This is a genomic window from Caulobacter sp. 1776 (assembly GCF_040545685.1).
Taxonomy (GTDB): domain Bacteria; phylum Pseudomonadota; class Alphaproteobacteria; order Caulobacterales; family Caulobacteraceae; genus Caulobacter.
This window is the reverse complement of record NZ_JBEPMI010000003.1, coordinates 209,140-226,131: the sequence shown is the minus strand read 5'-3', so window position 1 is coordinate 226,131 and position 16,992 is coordinate 209,140. Positions and strand designations below refer to the sequence as shown.

Annotated in this window: 19 protein-coding genes and 1 pseudogene; 9 read left to right on the top strand and 11 right to left on the bottom strand. The window is 69.1% G+C overall.

Going from position 1 to position 16,992, the window contains the following annotated elements; all coding sequences use genetic code 11:
- Positions 1-80 precede the first annotated feature (80 nt).
- Genes ABIC66_RS09610 through ABIC66_RS09600 form a run of 3 tightly spaced genes read left to right on the top strand, consistent with a single transcriptional unit; the run spans position 81 to position 1,335 of the window.
- A complete protein-coding gene (locus ABIC66_RS09610; RefSeq protein WP_354069743.1) occupies positions 81-455 on the top strand; it encodes an ArsR/SmtB family transcription factor in 375 nt (124 codons plus the stop codon).
- Positions 452-925, top strand: a complete 474-nt coding sequence (locus tag ABIC66_RS09605; protein WP_354069742.1) for an SRPBCC family protein — start codon at positions 452-454, stop codon at positions 923-925. Before ABIC66_RS09610 ends, ABIC66_RS09605 begins: the two co-directional genes overlap by 4 nt.
- Positions 922-1,335: a GFA family protein gene (locus ABIC66_RS09600; protein WP_354069740.1), complete on the top strand. Its 414-nt coding sequence runs from the start codon at positions 922-924 to the stop codon at positions 1,333-1,335. The genes ABIC66_RS09605 and ABIC66_RS09600 overlap by 4 nt, the downstream gene beginning before the upstream one ends.
- 137 nt (positions 1,336-1,472) lie before the next feature.
- Here the strand turns inward: ABIC66_RS09600 and ABIC66_RS09595 are convergent, their stop codons facing one another.
- Complete coding sequence (locus tag ABIC66_RS09595; protein ID WP_354069738.1) at positions 1,473-2,438, bottom strand: SDR family NAD(P)-dependent oxidoreductase; 966 nt, start codon at positions 2,436-2,438, stop codon at positions 1,473-1,475.
- 104 nt (positions 2,439-2,542) lie between these two features.
- On the opposite strand from ABIC66_RS09595, the gene ABIC66_RS09590 reads away from it, so the two are divergent.
- The gene (locus tag ABIC66_RS09590; RefSeq protein WP_354069736.1) at positions 2,543-3,133 is read left to right on the top strand and encodes a TetR/AcrR family transcriptional regulator; all 591 of its coding nucleotides are present in this window, start codon (positions 2,543-2,545) and stop codon (positions 3,131-3,133) included.
- A gap of 244 nt (positions 3,134-3,377) precedes the next feature.
- Here ABIC66_RS09590 and clpB read toward each other — a convergent pair whose 3' ends face one another.
- A complete protein-coding gene (gene clpB, locus ABIC66_RS09585) occupies positions 3,378-5,963 on the bottom strand; it encodes an ATP-dependent chaperone ClpB (protein ID WP_354069734.1) in 2,586 nt (861 codons plus the stop codon).
- A gap of 96 nt (positions 5,964-6,059) precedes the next feature.
- Positions 6,060-6,818 (bottom strand): M48 family metallopeptidase, encoded by a 759-nt coding sequence (locus tag ABIC66_RS09580; protein WP_354069732.1) that lies wholly within the window; start codon positions 6,816-6,818, stop codon positions 6,060-6,062.
- A gap of 211 nt (positions 6,819-7,029) precedes the next feature.
- Between ABIC66_RS09580 and ABIC66_RS09575 the strand changes: the two genes are divergently transcribed.
- Both ABIC66_RS09575 and ABIC66_RS09570 read left to right on the top strand, forming a co-directional pair.
- The gene (locus ABIC66_RS09575; protein WP_354069731.1) at positions 7,030-7,425 is read left to right on the top strand and encodes a DUF8776 family protein; all 396 of its coding nucleotides are present in this window, start codon (positions 7,030-7,032) and stop codon (positions 7,423-7,425) included.
- 24 nt (positions 7,426-7,449) lie between these two features.
- Positions 7,450-7,899 carry a response regulator transcription factor gene (locus ABIC66_RS09570; RefSeq protein ID WP_354069729.1) on the top strand — a complete coding sequence of 150 codons (450 nt, stop codon included), beginning with the start codon at positions 7,450-7,452 and terminating at the stop codon, positions 7,897-7,899.
- 69 nt (positions 7,900-7,968) lie between these two features.
- Here the strand turns inward: ABIC66_RS09570 and ABIC66_RS09565 are convergent, their stop codons facing one another.
- The 8 genes and pseudogenes from ABIC66_RS09565 to ABIC66_RS09530 all read right to left on the bottom strand — a co-directional run bounded on the left by ABIC66_RS09565 (position 7,969) and on the right by ABIC66_RS09530 (position 13,862).
- Positions 7,969-8,310: a response regulator gene (locus tag ABIC66_RS09565; RefSeq protein ID WP_354070312.1), complete on the bottom strand. Its 342-nt coding sequence runs from the start codon at positions 8,308-8,310 to the stop codon at positions 7,969-7,971.
- 10 nt (positions 8,311-8,320) lie between these two features.
- Complete coding sequence (locus tag ABIC66_RS09560) at positions 8,321-9,385, bottom strand: sensor histidine kinase (protein ID WP_354069728.1); 1,065 nt, start codon at positions 9,383-9,385, stop codon at positions 8,321-8,323.
- A gap of 136 nt (positions 9,386-9,521) precedes the next feature.
- The gene (locus ABIC66_RS09555) at positions 9,522-10,139 is read right to left on the bottom strand and encodes a hypothetical protein (protein WP_354069726.1); all 618 of its coding nucleotides are present in this window, start codon (positions 10,137-10,139) and stop codon (positions 9,522-9,524) included.
- A complete protein-coding gene (locus ABIC66_RS09550; RefSeq protein WP_354069725.1) occupies positions 10,140-10,520 on the bottom strand; it encodes a hypothetical protein in 381 nt (126 codons plus the stop codon).
- Positions 10,521-10,639: 119 nt separating this feature from the next.
- The gene (locus ABIC66_RS09545) at positions 10,640-11,812 is read right to left on the bottom strand and encodes a DUF4167 domain-containing protein (protein WP_354069723.1); all 1,173 of its coding nucleotides are present in this window, start codon (positions 11,810-11,812) and stop codon (positions 10,640-10,642) included.
- A pseudogene (locus tag ABIC66_RS09540) lies at positions 11,809-12,017 on the bottom strand (hypothetical protein). Before ABIC66_RS09540 ends, ABIC66_RS09545 begins: the two are co-directional and overlap by 4 nt.
- Positions 12,018-12,054: 37 nt before the next feature.
- Positions 12,055-12,924: a peptide chain release factor N(5)-glutamine methyltransferase gene (gene prmC, locus ABIC66_RS09535; protein WP_354069721.1), complete on the bottom strand. Its 870-nt coding sequence runs from the start codon at positions 12,922-12,924 to the stop codon at positions 12,055-12,057.
- Positions 12,925-13,106: 182 nt separating this feature from the next.
- A complete protein-coding gene (locus tag ABIC66_RS09530) occupies positions 13,107-13,862 on the bottom strand; it encodes an MOSC domain-containing protein (RefSeq protein ID WP_354070310.1) in 756 nt (251 codons plus the stop codon).
- Positions 13,863-13,964: 102 nt separating this feature from the next.
- Here ABIC66_RS09530 and ABIC66_RS09525 point away from each other — a divergent pair, with 102 nt between their 5' ends.
- From ABIC66_RS09525 to ABIC66_RS09515, 3 genes are all read left to right on the top strand, one after another.
- Positions 13,965-15,185: a YihY/virulence factor BrkB family protein gene (locus ABIC66_RS09525; RefSeq protein ID WP_354069719.1), complete on the top strand. Its 1,221-nt coding sequence runs from the start codon at positions 13,965-13,967 to the stop codon at positions 15,183-15,185.
- A gap of 206 nt (positions 15,186-15,391) precedes the next feature.
- Positions 15,392-15,919 carry a GNAT family N-acetyltransferase gene (locus ABIC66_RS09520; protein WP_354069718.1) on the top strand — a complete coding sequence of 176 codons (528 nt, stop codon included), beginning with the start codon at positions 15,392-15,394 and terminating at the stop codon, positions 15,917-15,919.
- Positions 15,920-16,144: 225 nt separating this feature from the next.
- The gene (locus ABIC66_RS09515; RefSeq protein ID WP_354069717.1) at positions 16,145-16,912 is read left to right on the top strand and encodes a DUF3108 domain-containing protein; all 768 of its coding nucleotides are present in this window, start codon (positions 16,145-16,147) and stop codon (positions 16,910-16,912) included.
- The last annotated feature ends 80 nt before the right edge of the window (positions 16,913-16,992 follow it).

The following is a 16,992-nucleotide window of genomic DNA, read 5'->3' as shown; positions in this document are numbered from 1 at the left end:
TCCCGGCGACGGGAGGGGGTTTTCTTTTGCCCATATCAATTAGTATTGACTAATGCATTAGCCATTGCTAATCAGTCTGCATGATCGAAACCATCCCCATCGACACCGTGATGCGCGCCCTGGCCGATCCCACCCGGCGCGCGGTCTATGAGCGGATCGTCCGCGCCGAGGAGATCACCGTCGCCGACCTGACCCGTCACAGCGGCGTCAGTCAGGGCGCGGTCTCCCAGCACCTGAAGGCGCTGAAGACGGCCGGTCTGGTCGCCGAGCGGCCCGAGGGGCGCAGGGTCTACTACCGCGTCCAGCCCCAGGGCCTGGCCCCGCTGGTCGACTGGATGAGCCACTACGGTGTCTTCTGGCGCGACCGCTTCGACGACCTGCGCGCCCTGCTCAAGGACATCGATCCCCCCGAATTCGCCCCCAAGGACACCGACCGCAAGGACACCGCCAAATGAACAGCCTCGCCCGCCAACCGAATGCCGACACCCAGGACATCGTCGTCGACGAGGTCTTCCCGCACACGCCCGCCGTGGTCTGGAAGGCCCTGACCGACGGCGCGCTGATCGCCCGCTGGCTGATGCCGCCGACCGACTTCGCCCCGGTCGAGGGCCATCGCTTCACGTTCAAAACGACCCCGGCCGGCGAATGGGACGGGACCATCCGCTGCCAGGTGCTGGAGGTCGTCGAGAACCAGCGCTTCGCCTATGCCTGGACCGGCGGCCACGAGGCCAATGTCGGCTACGGCTCGCGCCTGGAGACGGTGGTCACCTGGACTCTGTCGCCCAGCGAGGGCGGCACGCGCGTACGGCTGGTCCACGCCGGCTTCGTGCTGCCCAGGAACGACACCGCCTATCGCAACATGAGCGACGGCTGGACCAAGGTCGTCCAGAAGCTGGACACCGTGCTGGGCGAGGACGCCCAATGAGCGGCAAGCCCTTTACGGGAGGCTGCGCCTGCGGCGCGGTCCGCTACGCCGTCGCCGGCGCGCCGCTGATGATGAACGACTGCCAGTGCCGCCACTGCCAGCGGCGCAGCGGCACGGGCCACGGCTCGTACGTCACCTTCAAGGACGCGGCGGTCACGGTCACCGGCCAGGCCTCGACCTGGGAGGTCGTCGGCGACCTTGGCACGGTCAAGGGCCACAACTTTTGCCCCACCTGCGGAACGCCGACCCACCTGACCTTCCCGGCCATGCCGGAGATCTTCATCGTCCACGCCGGCAGCCTGGACGAGCCCGAGCGCTACCAGCCGGCCGTGGCCCTGTTCGCATCCAGCGCCCACGCCTGGGACACGGTGGCCCCAGGCGTGACGCGGTTCGACAGGATGCCGGGTTAGAGCTCAAATCCTCGAACGCACCTTCCCGTGTCATCCCGGCCGCAGCGAAGCGGAGAGCCGGGACCGCGGAAAGCTCTGCGCTTCCGGCGGTCCCGGATAGCCTCTGCGAGGCTTCCGGGATGACACGGGTGGTTTGACTAGAACGTTTCCCCCACCATCGTCTCGCTCAGCGCCCACAGGGCCTGGGCGCGGGCGGGGTCGAGGGCGTAGGACCGCACGCCGAAGCGGACCTCCGAGGCGTCCTCGACCGGCGGGGCCACGTGGCAGTCCTCGCAATAGAGGCCGGCGACCGTCTCGATCGGCGCGACCACGCTGGCCCAGACGCTGGTCGCCGCGCCCTGCGGGATCGTCTTCCACTCGATCGGCGGATTGCCCTGAGCCGCGGCCTGGGCGTTCAGGTCGTCGATCCAGGCCTGGATGAAGGCCGGATCCAGGTGGCGGGCCAGCTCGGTCTGGATGCCGCCCGGATGCACGGCCACGGCGCGCACGCCGCGATCCTTGTGGCGGCGGTCGAACTCGACGGCGAACAGGATGTTGGCGGTCTTCGAGCGGCCATAGGCGGTGAACGGCACGTACTCGGTGGTCTCGAAGTTCGGGTCCTCGAGATCGACGTCCGAGAACCGGTGGCCCGACGAGGCCAGCGACACCACGCGCGAACCGGCCTTCAGCAGGCTGGCGATGCGGTTGATCAGCACGAAGTGACCCAGGTGGTTGGTGCCGAACTGGGTCTCGAAGCCGTCGACGGTCTTGCCGAACGGCGGGGCCATCACCCCGGCGTTGGCGATGACCAGGTCGAAGCTCCGACCGTCCGCGACCAGGGCGTCCGCGCAGGCCCGCACGCTGGCGAGATCGGCCAGGTCCAGGGCCACCAGCTCCAGCGACCCGCCCGTGGCGGCGTCCTCCCGGACGATGGCCGTGGCGCGCTCGGCCTTGGCCAGGTCGCGGGCGGCGCCGACGACGCTCGCGCCGTGGGCGGCCAGGGTCCGGGCGGTCTCGACGCCCAGGCCGGCCGAGACGCCGGTGACCAGCACGCGCTTGCCGGTCAGATCGACGCCGGCCAGGACGTCGTCGGTAGTGGATTTGGCGCCGAAGTGTTGGCTCATGAGCCTTGTTCCTTGTGAGGGCTGTTGTCCGATCCGCTCCTCCGCGTTAAATGGAGGATGGCTCCGGATACATATTCGGAGGCACCCTCCGCTTTTCAAGGCCGATGTCCGAAGATTCCGAAAATCCCAGCGCGAAGGGGGCGCGGAAGCCGCGCGCCGACAGCCTGCGCAACCGCGACCTGCTGCTGACAGCGGCCAAGGCAGCGTTCGCCGAGACGGGGGCCGAAGCGCCGCTGGAGGACATCGCGCGGCGGGCCGGCGTCGGCATCGGCACGCTCTATCGCCATTTCCCCACGCGCGAGGCCCTGGTGGCGGCGGTCTACAGCCGTGAGATCGAGCAGCTGGCCGTGTCGGCCGACGCGCTGCTGACCGAACACTCGGCCGGCGAGGCATTGGCGGCCTGGCTGAACCTGCTGGTCGACTACATGGCCACCAAGCGCGTCGTGGCCCCCGCCCTACGCGCCGACCCCGGCGAAGGCTCGCGCCTCTACGAGACCTCGGGCGCGACACTGCTGGCGACCGTGGAACGCCTGGTCGCGGCGGCGCACGCGGCCGGCGATATCCGTCCCGACATCGGCTTCGAGGACATCCTGCGCATGACCAGCGGCATCTGGCAGGGCTACGAACAGCCCGGCTGGGAAGCCGGCGCGCGACGCCTGCTGGATGTGATGATGGCGGGGTTGCGGGTCAGGTAGGGAAAATTCCCTCTCTCTGAGAGAGAGGGAGGGGCCCGCCGCGAAGCGGTGGGAGGGTGAGTGGTCACACCCTTTCAGAATCAAGCACGACGTCACGACCATTGGGCCAAGTGAAAACTTGACCCCGAAACTCGAGCGGCGGGCGGGTCCGAGATTTCTCCGGCCAGCGGTGAAACCACTCACCCTCCCATCGCCGCCGGCGATGGGCCCCTCCCTCTCTCAAAGAGAGAGGGACCCAAGGTCGCTACTGCAGCGTCGCCTTGCCGAACGACAGCTGGCCGTCCTCGACCCCGACGGCGATGACGCCGCCGTCCTCGATCTCGCCGGCCAGGAGCTTGCGGGCGATCGGGTCGACCAGTTCCTTCTGGATCACGCGCTTCAGGGGGCGCGCGCCGTAGACCGGGTCGTAGCCCTTGTCGGCGATCCAGTTCAGGGCCTCGGCGTCGATCGCCAAGGTCATGCGGCGGTCGGTCAGCAGCTTCTCGACCCGCTGCAGCTGGATGCGGACGATGTCGCTCATGTGCGCGCGGCTCAGCCGCTTGAACAGGATGATCTCGTCGATCCGGTTGAGGAACTCGGGGCGGAAGTGGCCGCGCACCATGTTCATCACCATCGGCCGCACCGCCTCGACATCTTCCCCCTCTTCCTGGTTGGCCAGGAATTCGGCGCCGAGGTTGCTGGTCATGATGATCAGCGTGTTGCGGAAGTCGACCGTGCGGCCCTGGCCATCGGTCAGGCGGCCGTCGTCCAGCACCTGCAGCAGTACGTTGAAGACGTCCGGGTGGGCCTTCTCGATCTCGTCGAACAGCACCACCTGGTACGGACGCCGACGCACCGCTTCCGTCAGCGCCCCGCCCTCGTCGTAGCCGACATAGCCGGGAGGCGCGCCGATCAGGCGGCTGACCGAGTGCTTTTCCATGTATTCCGACATGTCCATCCGGGTGATGGCGTGCTCGTCGGCGAACAGGAACTCGGCCAGGCTCTTGGTCAGCTCGGTCTTGCCCACGCCCGTCGGGCCCAGGAACAGGAACGAGCCGATCGGCTTGGACGGGTCGTGCAGGCCGGCCCGCGCGCGGCGGACGGCGTCGGACACGGCGGCCAGGGCCTCGTCCTGGCCGACCACGCGACCGCGCAGCTCGTCCTCCATCTTCAGCAGCTTCTCGCGCTCGCCTTCCAGCATCTTCTCGACCGGCACCCCGGTCCAGCGGCTGACCACGGCGGCGATCTGCTCGGCGTCGACGACTTCCGGCGTCAGGGCCTTGCCTGGATCCTCGCCCGCCTCGGCCTCGGCCAGGCGGCGCTCCAGGGCCGGGATCTCGCCGTACTGGATCTGGCCGGCGCGGGCGAAGTCGCCGGCGCGCTGGGCGGTGGCCAGGTCGGCGCGCAGGCGGTCGAGGGCTTCACGGGCCTGCGCCGCGCCGCCGACCTTCTCCTTCTCGGCCTTCCAGCGGGCGGTCATCTCGTCCGAGCGGAACTGCAGGTCGTCGATCTCGACCTCGAGATTCTCAAGGCGATGCTTCGAGGCGGCGTCGGTTTCCTTGCTCAGCGCCTCGCGCTCGATCTTCAGCTGCACCAGGCGGCGGTCGATCTCGTCCAGCTCCTCGGGCTTTGAGTCGATCGCCATGCGCACGCGGCTGGAGGCCTCGTCCATCAGGTCGATCGCCTTGTCCGGCAGGAAGCGGTCGGCGATGTAGCGGTTGCTGAGCGTGGCGGCGGCGACCAGGGCCGAGTCCGAGATGCGCACCCCGTGGTGAACCTCGTACTTCTCCTTCAGACCGCGCAGGATCGAGACGGTGTCCTCGACCGTGGGCTCGCCGACGAACACCGGCTGGAAGCGACGGGCCAGGGCCGCGTCCTTCTCGACGTGCTTGCGGTACTCGTCCAGCGTGGTGGCGCCGACGCAGTGCAGCTCGCCGCGCGCCAGGGCGGGCTTGAGCAGGTTGGAGGCGTCCATCGCCCCGTCGCTCTTGCCGGCCCCGACCAGGGTGTGCATCTCGTCGATGAACAGGATGATCGAGCCCTCGGCCGCCGTAGTCTCGGCCAGCACCGCCTTCAGGCGCTCCTCGAACTCGCCGCGATACTTCGCGCCGGCGATCAGGCTGCCCATGTCCAGCGACAGCAGGCGCTTGTCCTTCAGGCTTTCCGGCACGTCGCCATTGACGATGCGCAGGGCCAGGCCTTCGACGATCGCGGTCTTGCCGACGCCGGGCTCGCCGATCAGGACGGGGTTGTTCTTGGTGCGGCGCGACAGGACCTGGATGGTGCGGCGGATCTCCTCGTCGCGGCCGATCACCGGATCCAGCTTGCCGTCGCGAGCGGCGGCGGTGAGGTCGCGGGCGTAGCGCTTCAGCGCCTCATAGCCCTCCTCGGCGTTGGCGCTGTCGGCGGTGCGGCCCTTGCGGATGGCGTTGGCGGCCTCTTCCAGGGCCTTGGGCGTGACCCCCGCCTCCTTGAACAGCTTGGCGGCGTCCGCGCCTTCCTTGGCGATGGCGATCAGCAGGCGCTCGGTGGTGACGAACGCGTCGCCGGCCGCCTTGGCGCCCTTCTCGGCCTCGGCGAACACGCGGGCGGTATCGGGCTTCATGTAGAGCTGGCCGCCGGCGCCGTCGACGCGCGGGGTCTTGGTCAGCAGGGTCTCGACGCCGCCGTCCAGTGTGTCGGCGCGGCCGCCGGCGCTCTGGATCAGGGCGCGGCTCAGGCCGTCCTTCTCCTCGAGCAGGACCTTCAGAATGTGCTCGGGCGCGAACTGCTGGTGGCCCCGGGCGAGCGCCAGGCTCTGGGCCGACTGGATGGCCTGTTTGGCGCGGTCCGAATAGAGATCGATGTTCATGGTGTCCCCTTGCTAGGCGGATGGAGCCGCGTCGCCTTGATCAAGCGCAACGCGTCCCGAGGGGCATGTAGGTGTGGCTCATCGGCCACACAAGGTTCACCAGCCTCGGCTGGCGAGATAACGTTGGAGTTCCGAAATCCGCACCGCGTCCGACGGGTGGGTCGAGCTCAGTTCATTGCCGGTCTTGCCACCGTCCAGCGCCTGCATGTTCCGCCACAGCGCCACGGCCTCGCGCGGCCGATAGCCGGCGCGCTGCATGAAGTCGACGCCCAGGCGGTCGGCCTCCAGCTCCTGCTTGCGCGAGAACGGCAGCAGCACCCCGAACTTGGCGGCCTGATCGCCGTGGTCCTTCACCAGCCGGCCGAAGTCGGTCTTGCCGGCCGCGGCCCCGGCGATGCCCAGCAGGATCTTCGAGGTCGTCTCCTGCGAGGCGCGCTCGGCGGCGTGGCGGGCGACGACGTGGCCGGCCTCGTGACCGATCACGGCGGCCAGCTGGTCGTCGTTCTCGACGACGCTGAGCAGGCCCACGGTCACCCCGACATGGCCACCGGGCAGCACGAAGGCGTTCGGCGACTCGTCCAGGAACACCGCGTAGTCCCAGGGCCGGCCGGCCAGGCCGGCGGCGGTGATCACCCGCTGACCGACCGCCTGGACCCGGGCGTTCTTGCGCGGCTCCTTGGAGACGTAGCTGGTCCGCAGCGTGTCGGCCCAGGCCTTCTCGCCCTGGGCGGCCAGGCTGTCGTCGCCGACGATCAGCAGCTGCTCGCGGCCGAGGTCGGCGTTGTAGGCGCAGCCCGATACCGCGCAGGCGGCGGCCAGGATCAACGGAAGGGTCAGACGGTTAAGGATGGCCATGAAGCTCGGCTATGTTTCAAACGCGACATAAGCCTTATCGACGGCGGCATTGCGGCGCGCAACCGGTAGAGCTTGTTTCCTTCGCCGCACGGAAGGGGGTCCGCCGCCTGCCAGCCCGCTTCTGCGCGACGTTGTCGCACCCCCGCGAGATTAAACATCTTGGAAACGCGCGCGCGGCGAGGTTGAGGGCCAGATCCAGGAGCCTGTTCCCATGAGCGTCACCGCCGTCGCCCCCGAAGTCCCGCTGCAGGCCAGCATGGCGACCATGCTCGACGTCCTGGCCTGGGAGATCGAACTGGCCGGCGCGCGCTGCATCTATCTGGACAGCATGATCGGCAAGATGATGAAGACCGTGCCCGAGGAGCAGCGCGAGGTGCTGGTCGAGGGCATGCACACGGTCGACCTGCTGGCCCAGCAGCTGACCAGCCTCTCGGCCTTCGCCCGCCGGATGAGCGCCCTGGCCCCCGACGACGTGTCGGCCAGCGTCGACACCGCGCTGGGCGACATCACCCTGGGGGCGCTGGCCGATCGCATGTCGGTCGCGTTCGGCGGCGTCGAGCGCGGCATCTACGACGCCGAGGACGCCGGCGACCTGGACCTGTTTTAGGACGAGAGCGCGGGAGGGTTCAGCATGATCTACGCTCAAGGCCAGAAAATCATCGTCGGCGACACCGACCGCACCGTGCTGGAGCTGCTGCAGATCCGGCTGGACACGGCCGGCTATCACGTCTGCCTGGCTCGCAACGGACCGGCCGTGCTGGAGACGCTGCGCACCGTGCGTCCGGCCGCGATGATCCTGGACATCGGCCTGGTCGAACCGTCGGCCTTCGAGATCCTCGAGGCCCTCAAGAAGCGCGGGGAAAAGCCCTGCCCCGTGCTGCTGACCGGCCGCCGTCTGGCGCCGGAGGACATCAAGAAAGGGATCGGCCTGGGCGTGCGCGACTGCATGCTGAAGCCGTTCAGCGGGGCCGATGTGGTCGAACGCGTCGCCCGCCTGCTGCGTCCGCCGGCGCCGCCCAAGCCCGCGCCGCCGCCCTCGGTCCGTCCGCCCCCGGCGGAGTTCGGCGCGGCCTATCTCTGAGAGCTGTCGGGTCAAGGCCCCTACTTGGCTTGGGCTTCGGAAGCGGTTGCTCCTTATCGAGGCGGCCCCCTACCCGCCCCGGATCCGGTCGATCACCCGGGCAAGCTGGCGCGGGTCGATGGGCTTGGCCAGAATCGGCGCATCGCGCAGGTCGGGCCGAATCCCCTGGTCGCCATAACCGGTGATGAAGGCGAAGGGCACGCCGCGCGCGCGCAGGATGTCGGCGGTCCGGAACGAGGTCTCGCCGTCGCCGAGGTTCACGTCCAGCAGGGCGAAGTCGAAGGTCTCGTGTTCGGCCGCGCTGACCGCCTCGCGCGCCGAGGCGGCCGGTCCGACGATCCCGCAGCCCAGGTCGCTCAGCAGGTCCTCGACCAGCATGGCCACGAACAGTTCGTCCTCGACGACCAGGATCCGCAGCGGGTCAGGCCGCGCCGCGGAAGAAACGGTTCGACTGGCCGGTCCGGGCGAGTTCGGCGTCGATCTCGCAGACGACGCCGCCCGGCGGGTAGTCGAGGCGGACCTGCCCGCCGAGTTCGCGGGCCAGCCCGCCGGTGATGAGGCGGGTGCCGAAGCCCTGGCGCGTCGGAGTCGAGACAGGTGGCCCATCGATTTCTTCCCACGTCATGCGCAGCCGCTCGCCGGCGTCCGCCGTCTTGGTTCGTTTCCAGGTCAGCCGCACCTGCCCGTCCTCGTTGGACAGCGCCCCGTACTTGGCCGCGTTGGTCATCAGTTCATGCAGAGCCATCGACAGCGCCAGGGCCGCCTTGGGCGCGAGGCGCACCGAGGGGCCCTCCAGCGTGAACCGTCCGGCGTCGCCGTGGGCGGCCACCACCGAAGCGGCGACGTCGGCCAGCTCGGCCCCGTCCCAGCTCTCGCGGGTCAGGATGTCGTGACCGCGCGCCAGGGCCAGCAGGCGCGTGGTCAGGGAATCGCGGGCGTCGCCCAGGTCCGCGGCGTTGCGCAGGGTCTGGCCGGCCACCGACTGCACCGTCGCCAGGGTGTTCTTCACCCGGTGGTTCAGCTCGTTGACCAGCAGGCGCTGCAGCTCCTCGGCCCGTCGGCGGTCGGTGATGTCGCGCATGACGCCGGTGAAGCAGCGCCGGTCGCCGTCGCGCCATTCGGCGATCGACAGCTCCAGCGGAAAGGTCGTGCCGTCGTGGCGCCGGCCGCTGACCTCGCGCCCGATGCCGATGATCCGCCGCTCGCCCGTGTCGCGGTAGCGCTGCAGATAACCGTCGTGCTCGCCGTGATACGGCTCGGGCATCAGCAGGTGGATGTTGCGTCCGATCATCTCGGCGGCCGCGTAGCCGAACAGACGCTCGGCGGCGGGGTTGAAGGCCTCGACCCGGCCCCGCTCGTCGATGACCACGATCGCGTCGACCGCGGTGTCGACAATGGCGCGGTAGCGCGCGTCGACGGCGGCGGTGCTTGTTCCGCGTTTGCCCCGGGATCGTTCCCCCGGGGGAAGCTTACGCGCTCCAGCCATCGGCGCCCCCGCACTGTCGCCTTCGACACTATCGTCGAAGTTGCCGCGCCGCCAGAGCTTCGCGCAAACGACGTTGCCCGAACCTAGGACGCTTTGTCGCATCCCCGCTGGCGGCGTGGCGGGCCGGGATCGCGTCCTATGGGCTTCCCTCGGGCTTGGCCTTCGCGCGGGCTTCGAAGAAGGCCGCGGTTCGCCAGGCGCCGGCCACGAGCGCGCCGATCAGGAACGCCTGGGCCAGCATCAGATAGGTCACGAGCCGCCAGGTGGCCGATCCGTTCTCCCGCGCGATCAGGCCCGCGACCCGGCTCCTGTAGATCGGCGAGTGCAGCGCCTCGCCATAGTCGCCGTTGAACTCGTCCAGTATGCGGGACAGTTCCGGCGATGGATGGATCGGCGCGATCAGCCTGACGCTCTTGGCCTTGCCGTCCCGATCGACGTCTTCATAGGCGATGATGTGGGCGCCGCCGAAATTGTAGTACTGCACCGCGGACACAACGCCGACCAGGCAGCCGCCCATCACCAGCCCGGCGGCCAGACCGGCTTTGAGCTTGGCGATCCGGTTCCTGAGGGTGACGACGGCGATGACGACGGCCACCCCGCACACGAGCGACAACCCGCCCAGCAACTGATCGGCCTGGGGCGGCAACGGCACCACCTTCAGCAGGATGGCCACGCCCGGGACCACGGCGGCGATCGCCGCCGCGCCCTTGATCGCGCCGCTCAGCGCGTCCGCGCCCGATCCCTCGCGCGCCATCTAGTGGCAATCCAACTTGACGGACGCCCCCGGCATGGCCACGGCCCGCACGAGGTTCGTCCACGAAATCGCGTCGCCGCATCGCGGAAAGAAATCGTAGGCCACGCCGTCCATCAGCTGCAGTTCGGTCGGCAGGCTAAACGGCCCGAACGAGGGTCGCGCGGCCATCGCCGCCCGGCGGGCGGCCTCGGTCGAGCCCGCGGCCGCGACCGCTTCCGACTTGGCGTAGTAGAACTGCGGCGCGATGTCGGAGCGAACCGGGACATATCTGTATGTCCCGCCGCCGCCGACCATGGCCGCGGTCGGCGGCAAGGCCGAGATGCAGCCGCTCAGTGTCGCGGCCAGGCAGACCGCCACCGTCGCTTTCAAGATCTTGAGCATGTCACCCCACCCCGATCGGGCGCGAGCGTGACATACCCACGTTCTCTGTAAACTCTAAAATGCTCGCCTGGCGAGAATTCTGAATTTCGACACGGACAAAGGGCGCTCGCGAGCGCCGATCAGGCCTCTTCGGGTTCCGAGCTGGCCGGGGCGCCTTCGCCCGCCTCGAAGCTGCGCGGCGCGCGGCGGCGGCGGGGCTTCTTGGCCTCCTCGCCTTCCGCGGCGGCCGGAGCCGGCGCTTCGGCGGCGGGCGCCGGTTCGGCGGCGCGGGCGGTCTTGCGGCCCAGGAAGGCTGGAGCCTCGCTGACGGCGCCGTCCTGGCCGCGCAGCACCGGCGAGCTGTCGCTGGCCGGAGCGCTCGAGGTCGGCAGCGGCGAGGCTTCCGGTTCGATCACGGCCAGCGGGTCGCGCTCGCCGCGCGGCTGCCAGTCGCGGTCGCGATTGCGATCCCGGTCACGGCCGCGACGACGGCCTTCGCGGCCCTCGCCCCCGTCACGCGCATCTCCGCCCTGCGGCTGGCCTTCACCCTCGGCGGCGACCGGACGGTCTTCGCGCGGGCGATCGTCGCGCGGGCGATCGTCACGGTCCCGGAAGCGATCCTCGCGGGGACGATCGTCACGCGGACGGTCGTCCCGAGGACGGTCGTCGCGCGGCCGATCATCACGGGGCCGATCATCACGGGGACGGTCGTCGCGGTTGCGGTCGCGGTCGTCGCGGTCGCGCCAGCGGTCGCGGCGGCCTTCGCCGTCGCGGGGGCCGTCGCGGGCGCCGTCACGCGGACGGTCGTCGCGATTGCGATCCCGGTCGCGGTTCTCGAAGTTGCGGTCGCGGTCGCGATTGCGGTCCCGGTCGCGGTTCTCGAAACGGTCGCGGCGTTGCTCGCCGCCTTCGCCGCCCTCGCCGCCTTCGCCTTGACCTTCGGCCGGAGCCGGCGTCTCGACGGCCTCGACCTCTTCGGGCTCGGCCTCGAAGTCGATCTCGTAGGCCGCGTAGACGTCTTTGCCGACGATGTCGCTGACCGGACGATTCGGCTGGATGGCCCGCAGGACGCGGAAATAGTGCTCGGCGTGCTGCAGATAGTTCTCGGCCAGCACCCGGTCGCCGGACGACGAGGCGTCGCGAGCCAGCTGCTGGTACTTTTCGTAGACGCTCTGCGCCGCGCCGCGGACCTTCACGCCCTCGGGGCCGTTCGAGTCGAACGCGCGGTTTGCGTTGTGCTGCTGAGGCTTGCCGCCGTTGCCGCCGCGATTGTTGCGGCCACGCTGGCGCTTCATGCCTTTGAAATCTCTCATGTTCTCTTCTGAACCTGTCCGGAGGTCAGTCTTGCGCCGACGCGTCCGGCCTTGCTGGTCTCTGAGCGGGTCGAACCCTGTAGGTTTTCAGAGACACTGGTTTCCGTAGAGCCCCCGCCCTGCCTTGCGGCGCGGCGACCGGCGGACCGGGCGCGCCTGCCAGGGGAGCCTCGCCGACGTCATAGACGCCTGCTTTTCCCGTCACCTGGCGATCTGGAAGGAGACAAGACTCGTCTAGCGGTTCACGCCCCGGTTTCCAAGGGATTTTTCACCCCGGTGACAACACGGTCGTGCGTCGACAGGTCTTTGACCGTCTTTACTTGGTGGGCGCCGGCCTCGCGGAACAGCGTCTCGACGGCCTGAGACTGGTCGAAACCGATCTCGACGGCGAACATGCCGCCCGCCTTCAGCACCCGCAGGATCTCCGGCGCCAGCAGGCGATAGGCGTCCAGGCCGTCGGCCCCGCCGTCCAGCGCCAGGCGCGGTTCGTGGTCGCGAACCTCCGGCTCCAGGGTCTCGATGTCGGCGGTCGGGATGTAGGGCGGGTTCGACACGACGAGGTCGAAGCTGGCGTCGCCCAGACCCGCCGTCCAGTCGCCGTGCATGAAGGCCGCGCGGGTGTTGAGGTCCAGGTTGGCGGCGTTGTCGCGGGCCACGGCCAGGGCCTCGGCGGAGGCGTCGATCCCCAGGCCCTTGGCGGCCGGCCGCTCGGCCAGCACCGCCAGCAGGATGGTGCCCGAGCCGACGCCCAGGTCCAGCATCGAGAAGCCCATGTTCTCGGGGAAGGCCTTCAGCACCTCGTCGACGATGACCTCGGTCTCGGGACGCGGGGTCAGGACGTTCTTGTTCACCTGCAGCAGGATCTTCCAGAAGCCCTTGCGGCCGATGATGTGGCTGACCGGCTCGCGGCGCGTGCGGCGGGACAGATAGTCCTCGAGCGTCGCCAGCTGCTCGGCCGTGAGTTCGCGATAGGGATCGGTGACGATCTCGGTGCGGGTGACGCCGGCGGCCACCTCCAGCATCAGGCGCGCGTCGATCGACGGCTGATCGATGCCGGCGTCCTTCAGACGATCCTTGGCGGCGGTCCAGGCTTTGACGAGAGTCAGGGTCATAGGCGGGGTTTAGCGCTTTGGATGGAGGGTTCCAATATCCGATCTCCCCGGCGAAAGCCGGGGCCCAGATCGACCCCATGAACATGCGCCAAGTTCGCGAGGCCGTTGGCGCGAACGCCCAAACCGCTCCGGATGAGTCTGGGCCCCGGCTTTCGCCGGGGAGAGCGGTTTTGGAGGTTAGGCTAGGCCACCACATCCCCCTCGGCCACCTCACCGCCCTCGGTGACGTTCAGATAGATGCCGCAGAACATGTGGCCGTAAGTGTCGAACAGCGCCTTGACCAGTTCCACGTCCCGCTCGGCGGTCGTGGGGTCGACATGGGTGGCGGCGCAGCGGACGATCGGCTTGAGAACCTCGGCGGTCGCCCCGCCGACGGTCAGAACCTGGCCGGTCATGTCGTTCTCGGCCCAGGCCGGCCAGCCCTCGACATAGAGATTGGCGCGGAAGCGCAGGGGATCAAGGGCCATGCCGATCCGCTGGCCCAGGTCCCGCACGCTGGCCAGGTTGATGATCGAGACATAGCCGGAGCGGCTGTCCATGAACCGGTGCGCGCCCGGTCCCTCGATCACCTTCAGCGGGCCGTTGACCTCGTCGCCCAGCAAGCCGGCCAGCCAGGCCTCGAAGCCCGTCCGGCCGGCGTCGGTGCGCAGGTCACCGGCGAAGGCCTCCCGCCCCTCGGCCGTGGCGTTGAACACGCCGCTGGCCTCGTCATAGGCGGTGCGGGCCTTGGCGACGGCCGGGATCTTGGCCAGCACCGTGAACTTCATCTTCGAGACGTGGTCCGGCGCGGCGGGATCAAAGCCGCTGGGCCCGTCCTCGACCGCGTAGAGCCGGTCGCACGGAAAGCACGCCCCGGCCTTCAGAATGGCGGAGGTCAGCCGCTCGGGCGTGAAGCCCTTGACGGGGTGGCGGTAAATCGAGGCGATCCGGGCGTTCATGGCGCGGAACATCGGTCCCGACTCATGTCATGGCAAGGCTGCCGAGGTCATTGACGGAACACGACTCGCCGCGCGGTGTTCTGGAGGTTGGAGGGCGTTTCCATGACCGACGCTTCGCCGCGTCCGATCCTGACCTGGTTGAAGTCGCGTCCGTACCACCTGGCGCCCTGGATCGTGCTGCTGGCCGCCGCGCCGTTCGTGCTGCCCAAGAAACCGGCCGAGTCCGTCGAGGAGCCGATCGTCGCCCCGCCGGGCCTGTCGGAAGACCGGGCCATGCCGCCCGCCGAGTTCGACCAGGCCGAGCCGCGCCGAGGCCGGGCGGCCCGCCATCCGACGCACATCCCGCTGCTGGGTTGGCGCGACATCCTGTGGCGCACCTGGCGCGAGATCACCGTCGACCGCCTGCCGGCCGTGGCCGGGGGCGTGACCTTCTACACCCTGCTGGCCCTGATCCCGGCCATCGGCGCCTTCGTGTCGCTGTACGGCCTGTTCGCCGACGTGCGGACGGTGGAGGAGCAGCTGCGCAGCATGCAGGGCGTCTTTCCGGCCAGCGTGGTCCAGATCGTCGGCGAGCAGATGCTGCGCCTGGCCACCCAGGGCGAGGGCAAGCTGGGCGTGGCCTTCGCCTTCTCCCTCCTGCTGTCGATCTGGAGCGCCAACGCCAGCATGCGGGCGCTCTTCGACGGGCTGAACATCGCCTATGACGAGGACGAGAAGCGCCACCTCGTGCCGCGCACCCTGCTCAGCTACGTCTTCACCCTCTGCGCGCTGCTCTACGCGGCCGTCGCCTCGGGCGTGCTGATCGTCACGCCGTTCCTGCTGAAGGCCGCGCGCCTGTCGGCCCTGGACGGCGTGCTGGCGCCGATCCGCTGGCTGATCGTGCTGGCCATGACCGCGGCGGCCTTCGCGGTGCTCTATCGCTTCGCGCCCAGCCGAGCCCAGGCCCGCTGGCGCTGGGTGTGGATCGGGGCGGCGGCGGCCTCGGCCGGGTGGCTGTTCGGCTCGCTGGGGTTCTCGGTCTATGTCAACCGCATCGCCCATTACGACGCCACCTATGGCCCGCTCGGAGCGGTGATCGCCTTCATGGTCTGGGTGTGGTTCTCGATCATGGCCATTCTGGTCGGGGCCGAGCTGAACGCCGAGATCGAGCACCAGACCGCCGTCGACTCCACCACCGGCCCGGAGCGCCCGATGGGCGAGCGCGGCGCGGCCATGGCCGACACCGTCGGGCTGGCCTTCCATCCCTGGGAGATGATCAAGCGCGAGGCGGGCGCGGTGCGGCGGATGACCGGCGGGGCGTGGAAGAAGGTGCGCGGACGATAGTTCGGCTCTCCTCCCCATTAGGGGGAGGTGGATCGCCGCGAATACGCGGCGAGACGGAGGGGGTCCGCGAAGCGGTAGGGCGACCGATACGCCCAGGCCCCTCCACCGGCGTTCGCCGGTCCCCCTCCCCCAGAGGGGGAGGAGAGATCTCTTTCCAGCGCGCCGTTCCCGCTTTAGCTTCCGCGCCCTTCATTCGGGAACCGTCCATGCCGCTGCTGACCCTCTACAAGGACCACGAACTGGCTGACATCGCCGAGCTGGTGAACTCGGCCTATCGCGGCGAGCTGGCCCAAAAGGGCTGGACCAGCGAGAGCTATCTGCTGGGCGGCCAGCGCACCGACGAGGCGACCTTGCGCGCCGATCTCGCCGCCAAGCCAGGCTCGACCATCCTGACCTTTCGCGACGAGGACTGGGACAAGCCCTATGTCTGCGCCTGGCTGGAGCCGACCGGTAATGACGTCTGGTACGTCGGCATGGTCACCGTCTCGCCCCTGCGCCAGGACGGCGGCCTGGGCCGGGCGATGCTCGAGGCCTGCGAGGCCTACGCCAAGGCGCGCGGCGGCAAGACCCTGAGGATGACCGTCATCTCGGTGCGCGACACCCTGATCGCCTGGTACGAACGCCGCGGCTACCGCCTGACCGGCGAAACCGAACCCTTCCCCTATGGCGACGAACGCTTCGGCGTGCCTCAGCGCGACGACCTGCATTTCGTGATCATGGAAAAGGCGCTTTAGAGGCGTTCGAACGCCCCCTCCGTCTCGCCGCATATTCGCGTCGATCCACCTCCCCCGTTTCACGGGGGAGGATAAGCCGCTCCCTCCTCACCCGTGAAACGGGGGAGGTGGCGCGGCGCCGATAGGCGACGTGACGGAGGGGGCGTCCTCCGGATTACCGAAGCTTAATTGGCGGACGGCTCGCGCCTCCCCTCACATGCCCGCGTTCCGTGATCAGGGGTTCCCATGCGTTTCGTATTTCGCGCGGCCTTCGCCGCCGCGCTCGCTCTTTCCGTGGCCGCGTCCGCTCAAGCCGCCGTCACGCCTGTGCCGGTCGGTCAGCCGCTGGCGCGGTTCGACAAGGTCAAACCGGCCGTCCATCGCTACCTACGCTACCGGCAGGTCGGCGACACCATCCAGCCGATGGACGTCTGGACCCGCGAGATCCGCATCGAGCCCGACAAGGCCGGGGTCAAGCGCCTGCATATCGTCCAGCACTGGGACGGGGCCAAGCCGGGAAACGTCAAGACGCTGGACTCGTGGTTCGAGCTGGGGACCTTCCGCCCATTCACCCATGAGCGCCGCACCACCAAGGACGGCCAGACCAAGATCGAGGGCTTCGACTTCAAGCCCGACCGGATCGTCGGCCTGAAGGACCTAGAGGGCAACAGCCAGGCCGCCTATGACGTGGCCTCGCCGCAGCCCAGCTTCAACTTCGAGACGGACAGCGAGTTCCTGCAGGCCTTGCCGCTGGCGGCCGGCTATGAGGCCCAGATCGTCTTCCACCATCCGGGCGGCGAGCCGCCGGCGCCCTATGTCTTCAAGGTCACGGGCAGCCAGACCCTGACCAGCTCGGCCGGCGGCAAGGTCGACTGCTGGGTGATGACCACCGACTACAACCACCCCGAAGGGAAGCCGGCGACCTTCTGGCTGGCCAAGGACAGCCAAGTGGTCCTGAAGGTGGTGTCGCCCGCGCCGGACGGGTCGACCTGGGTGAAGACGTTGATCTGGTGACCTAGAAAACTGTCATCCCGGCCGTAGCGCAGCGAAGAGCCGGGACCGCGACAGGCTCGGCGCTTCCGGCGGTCCCGGCT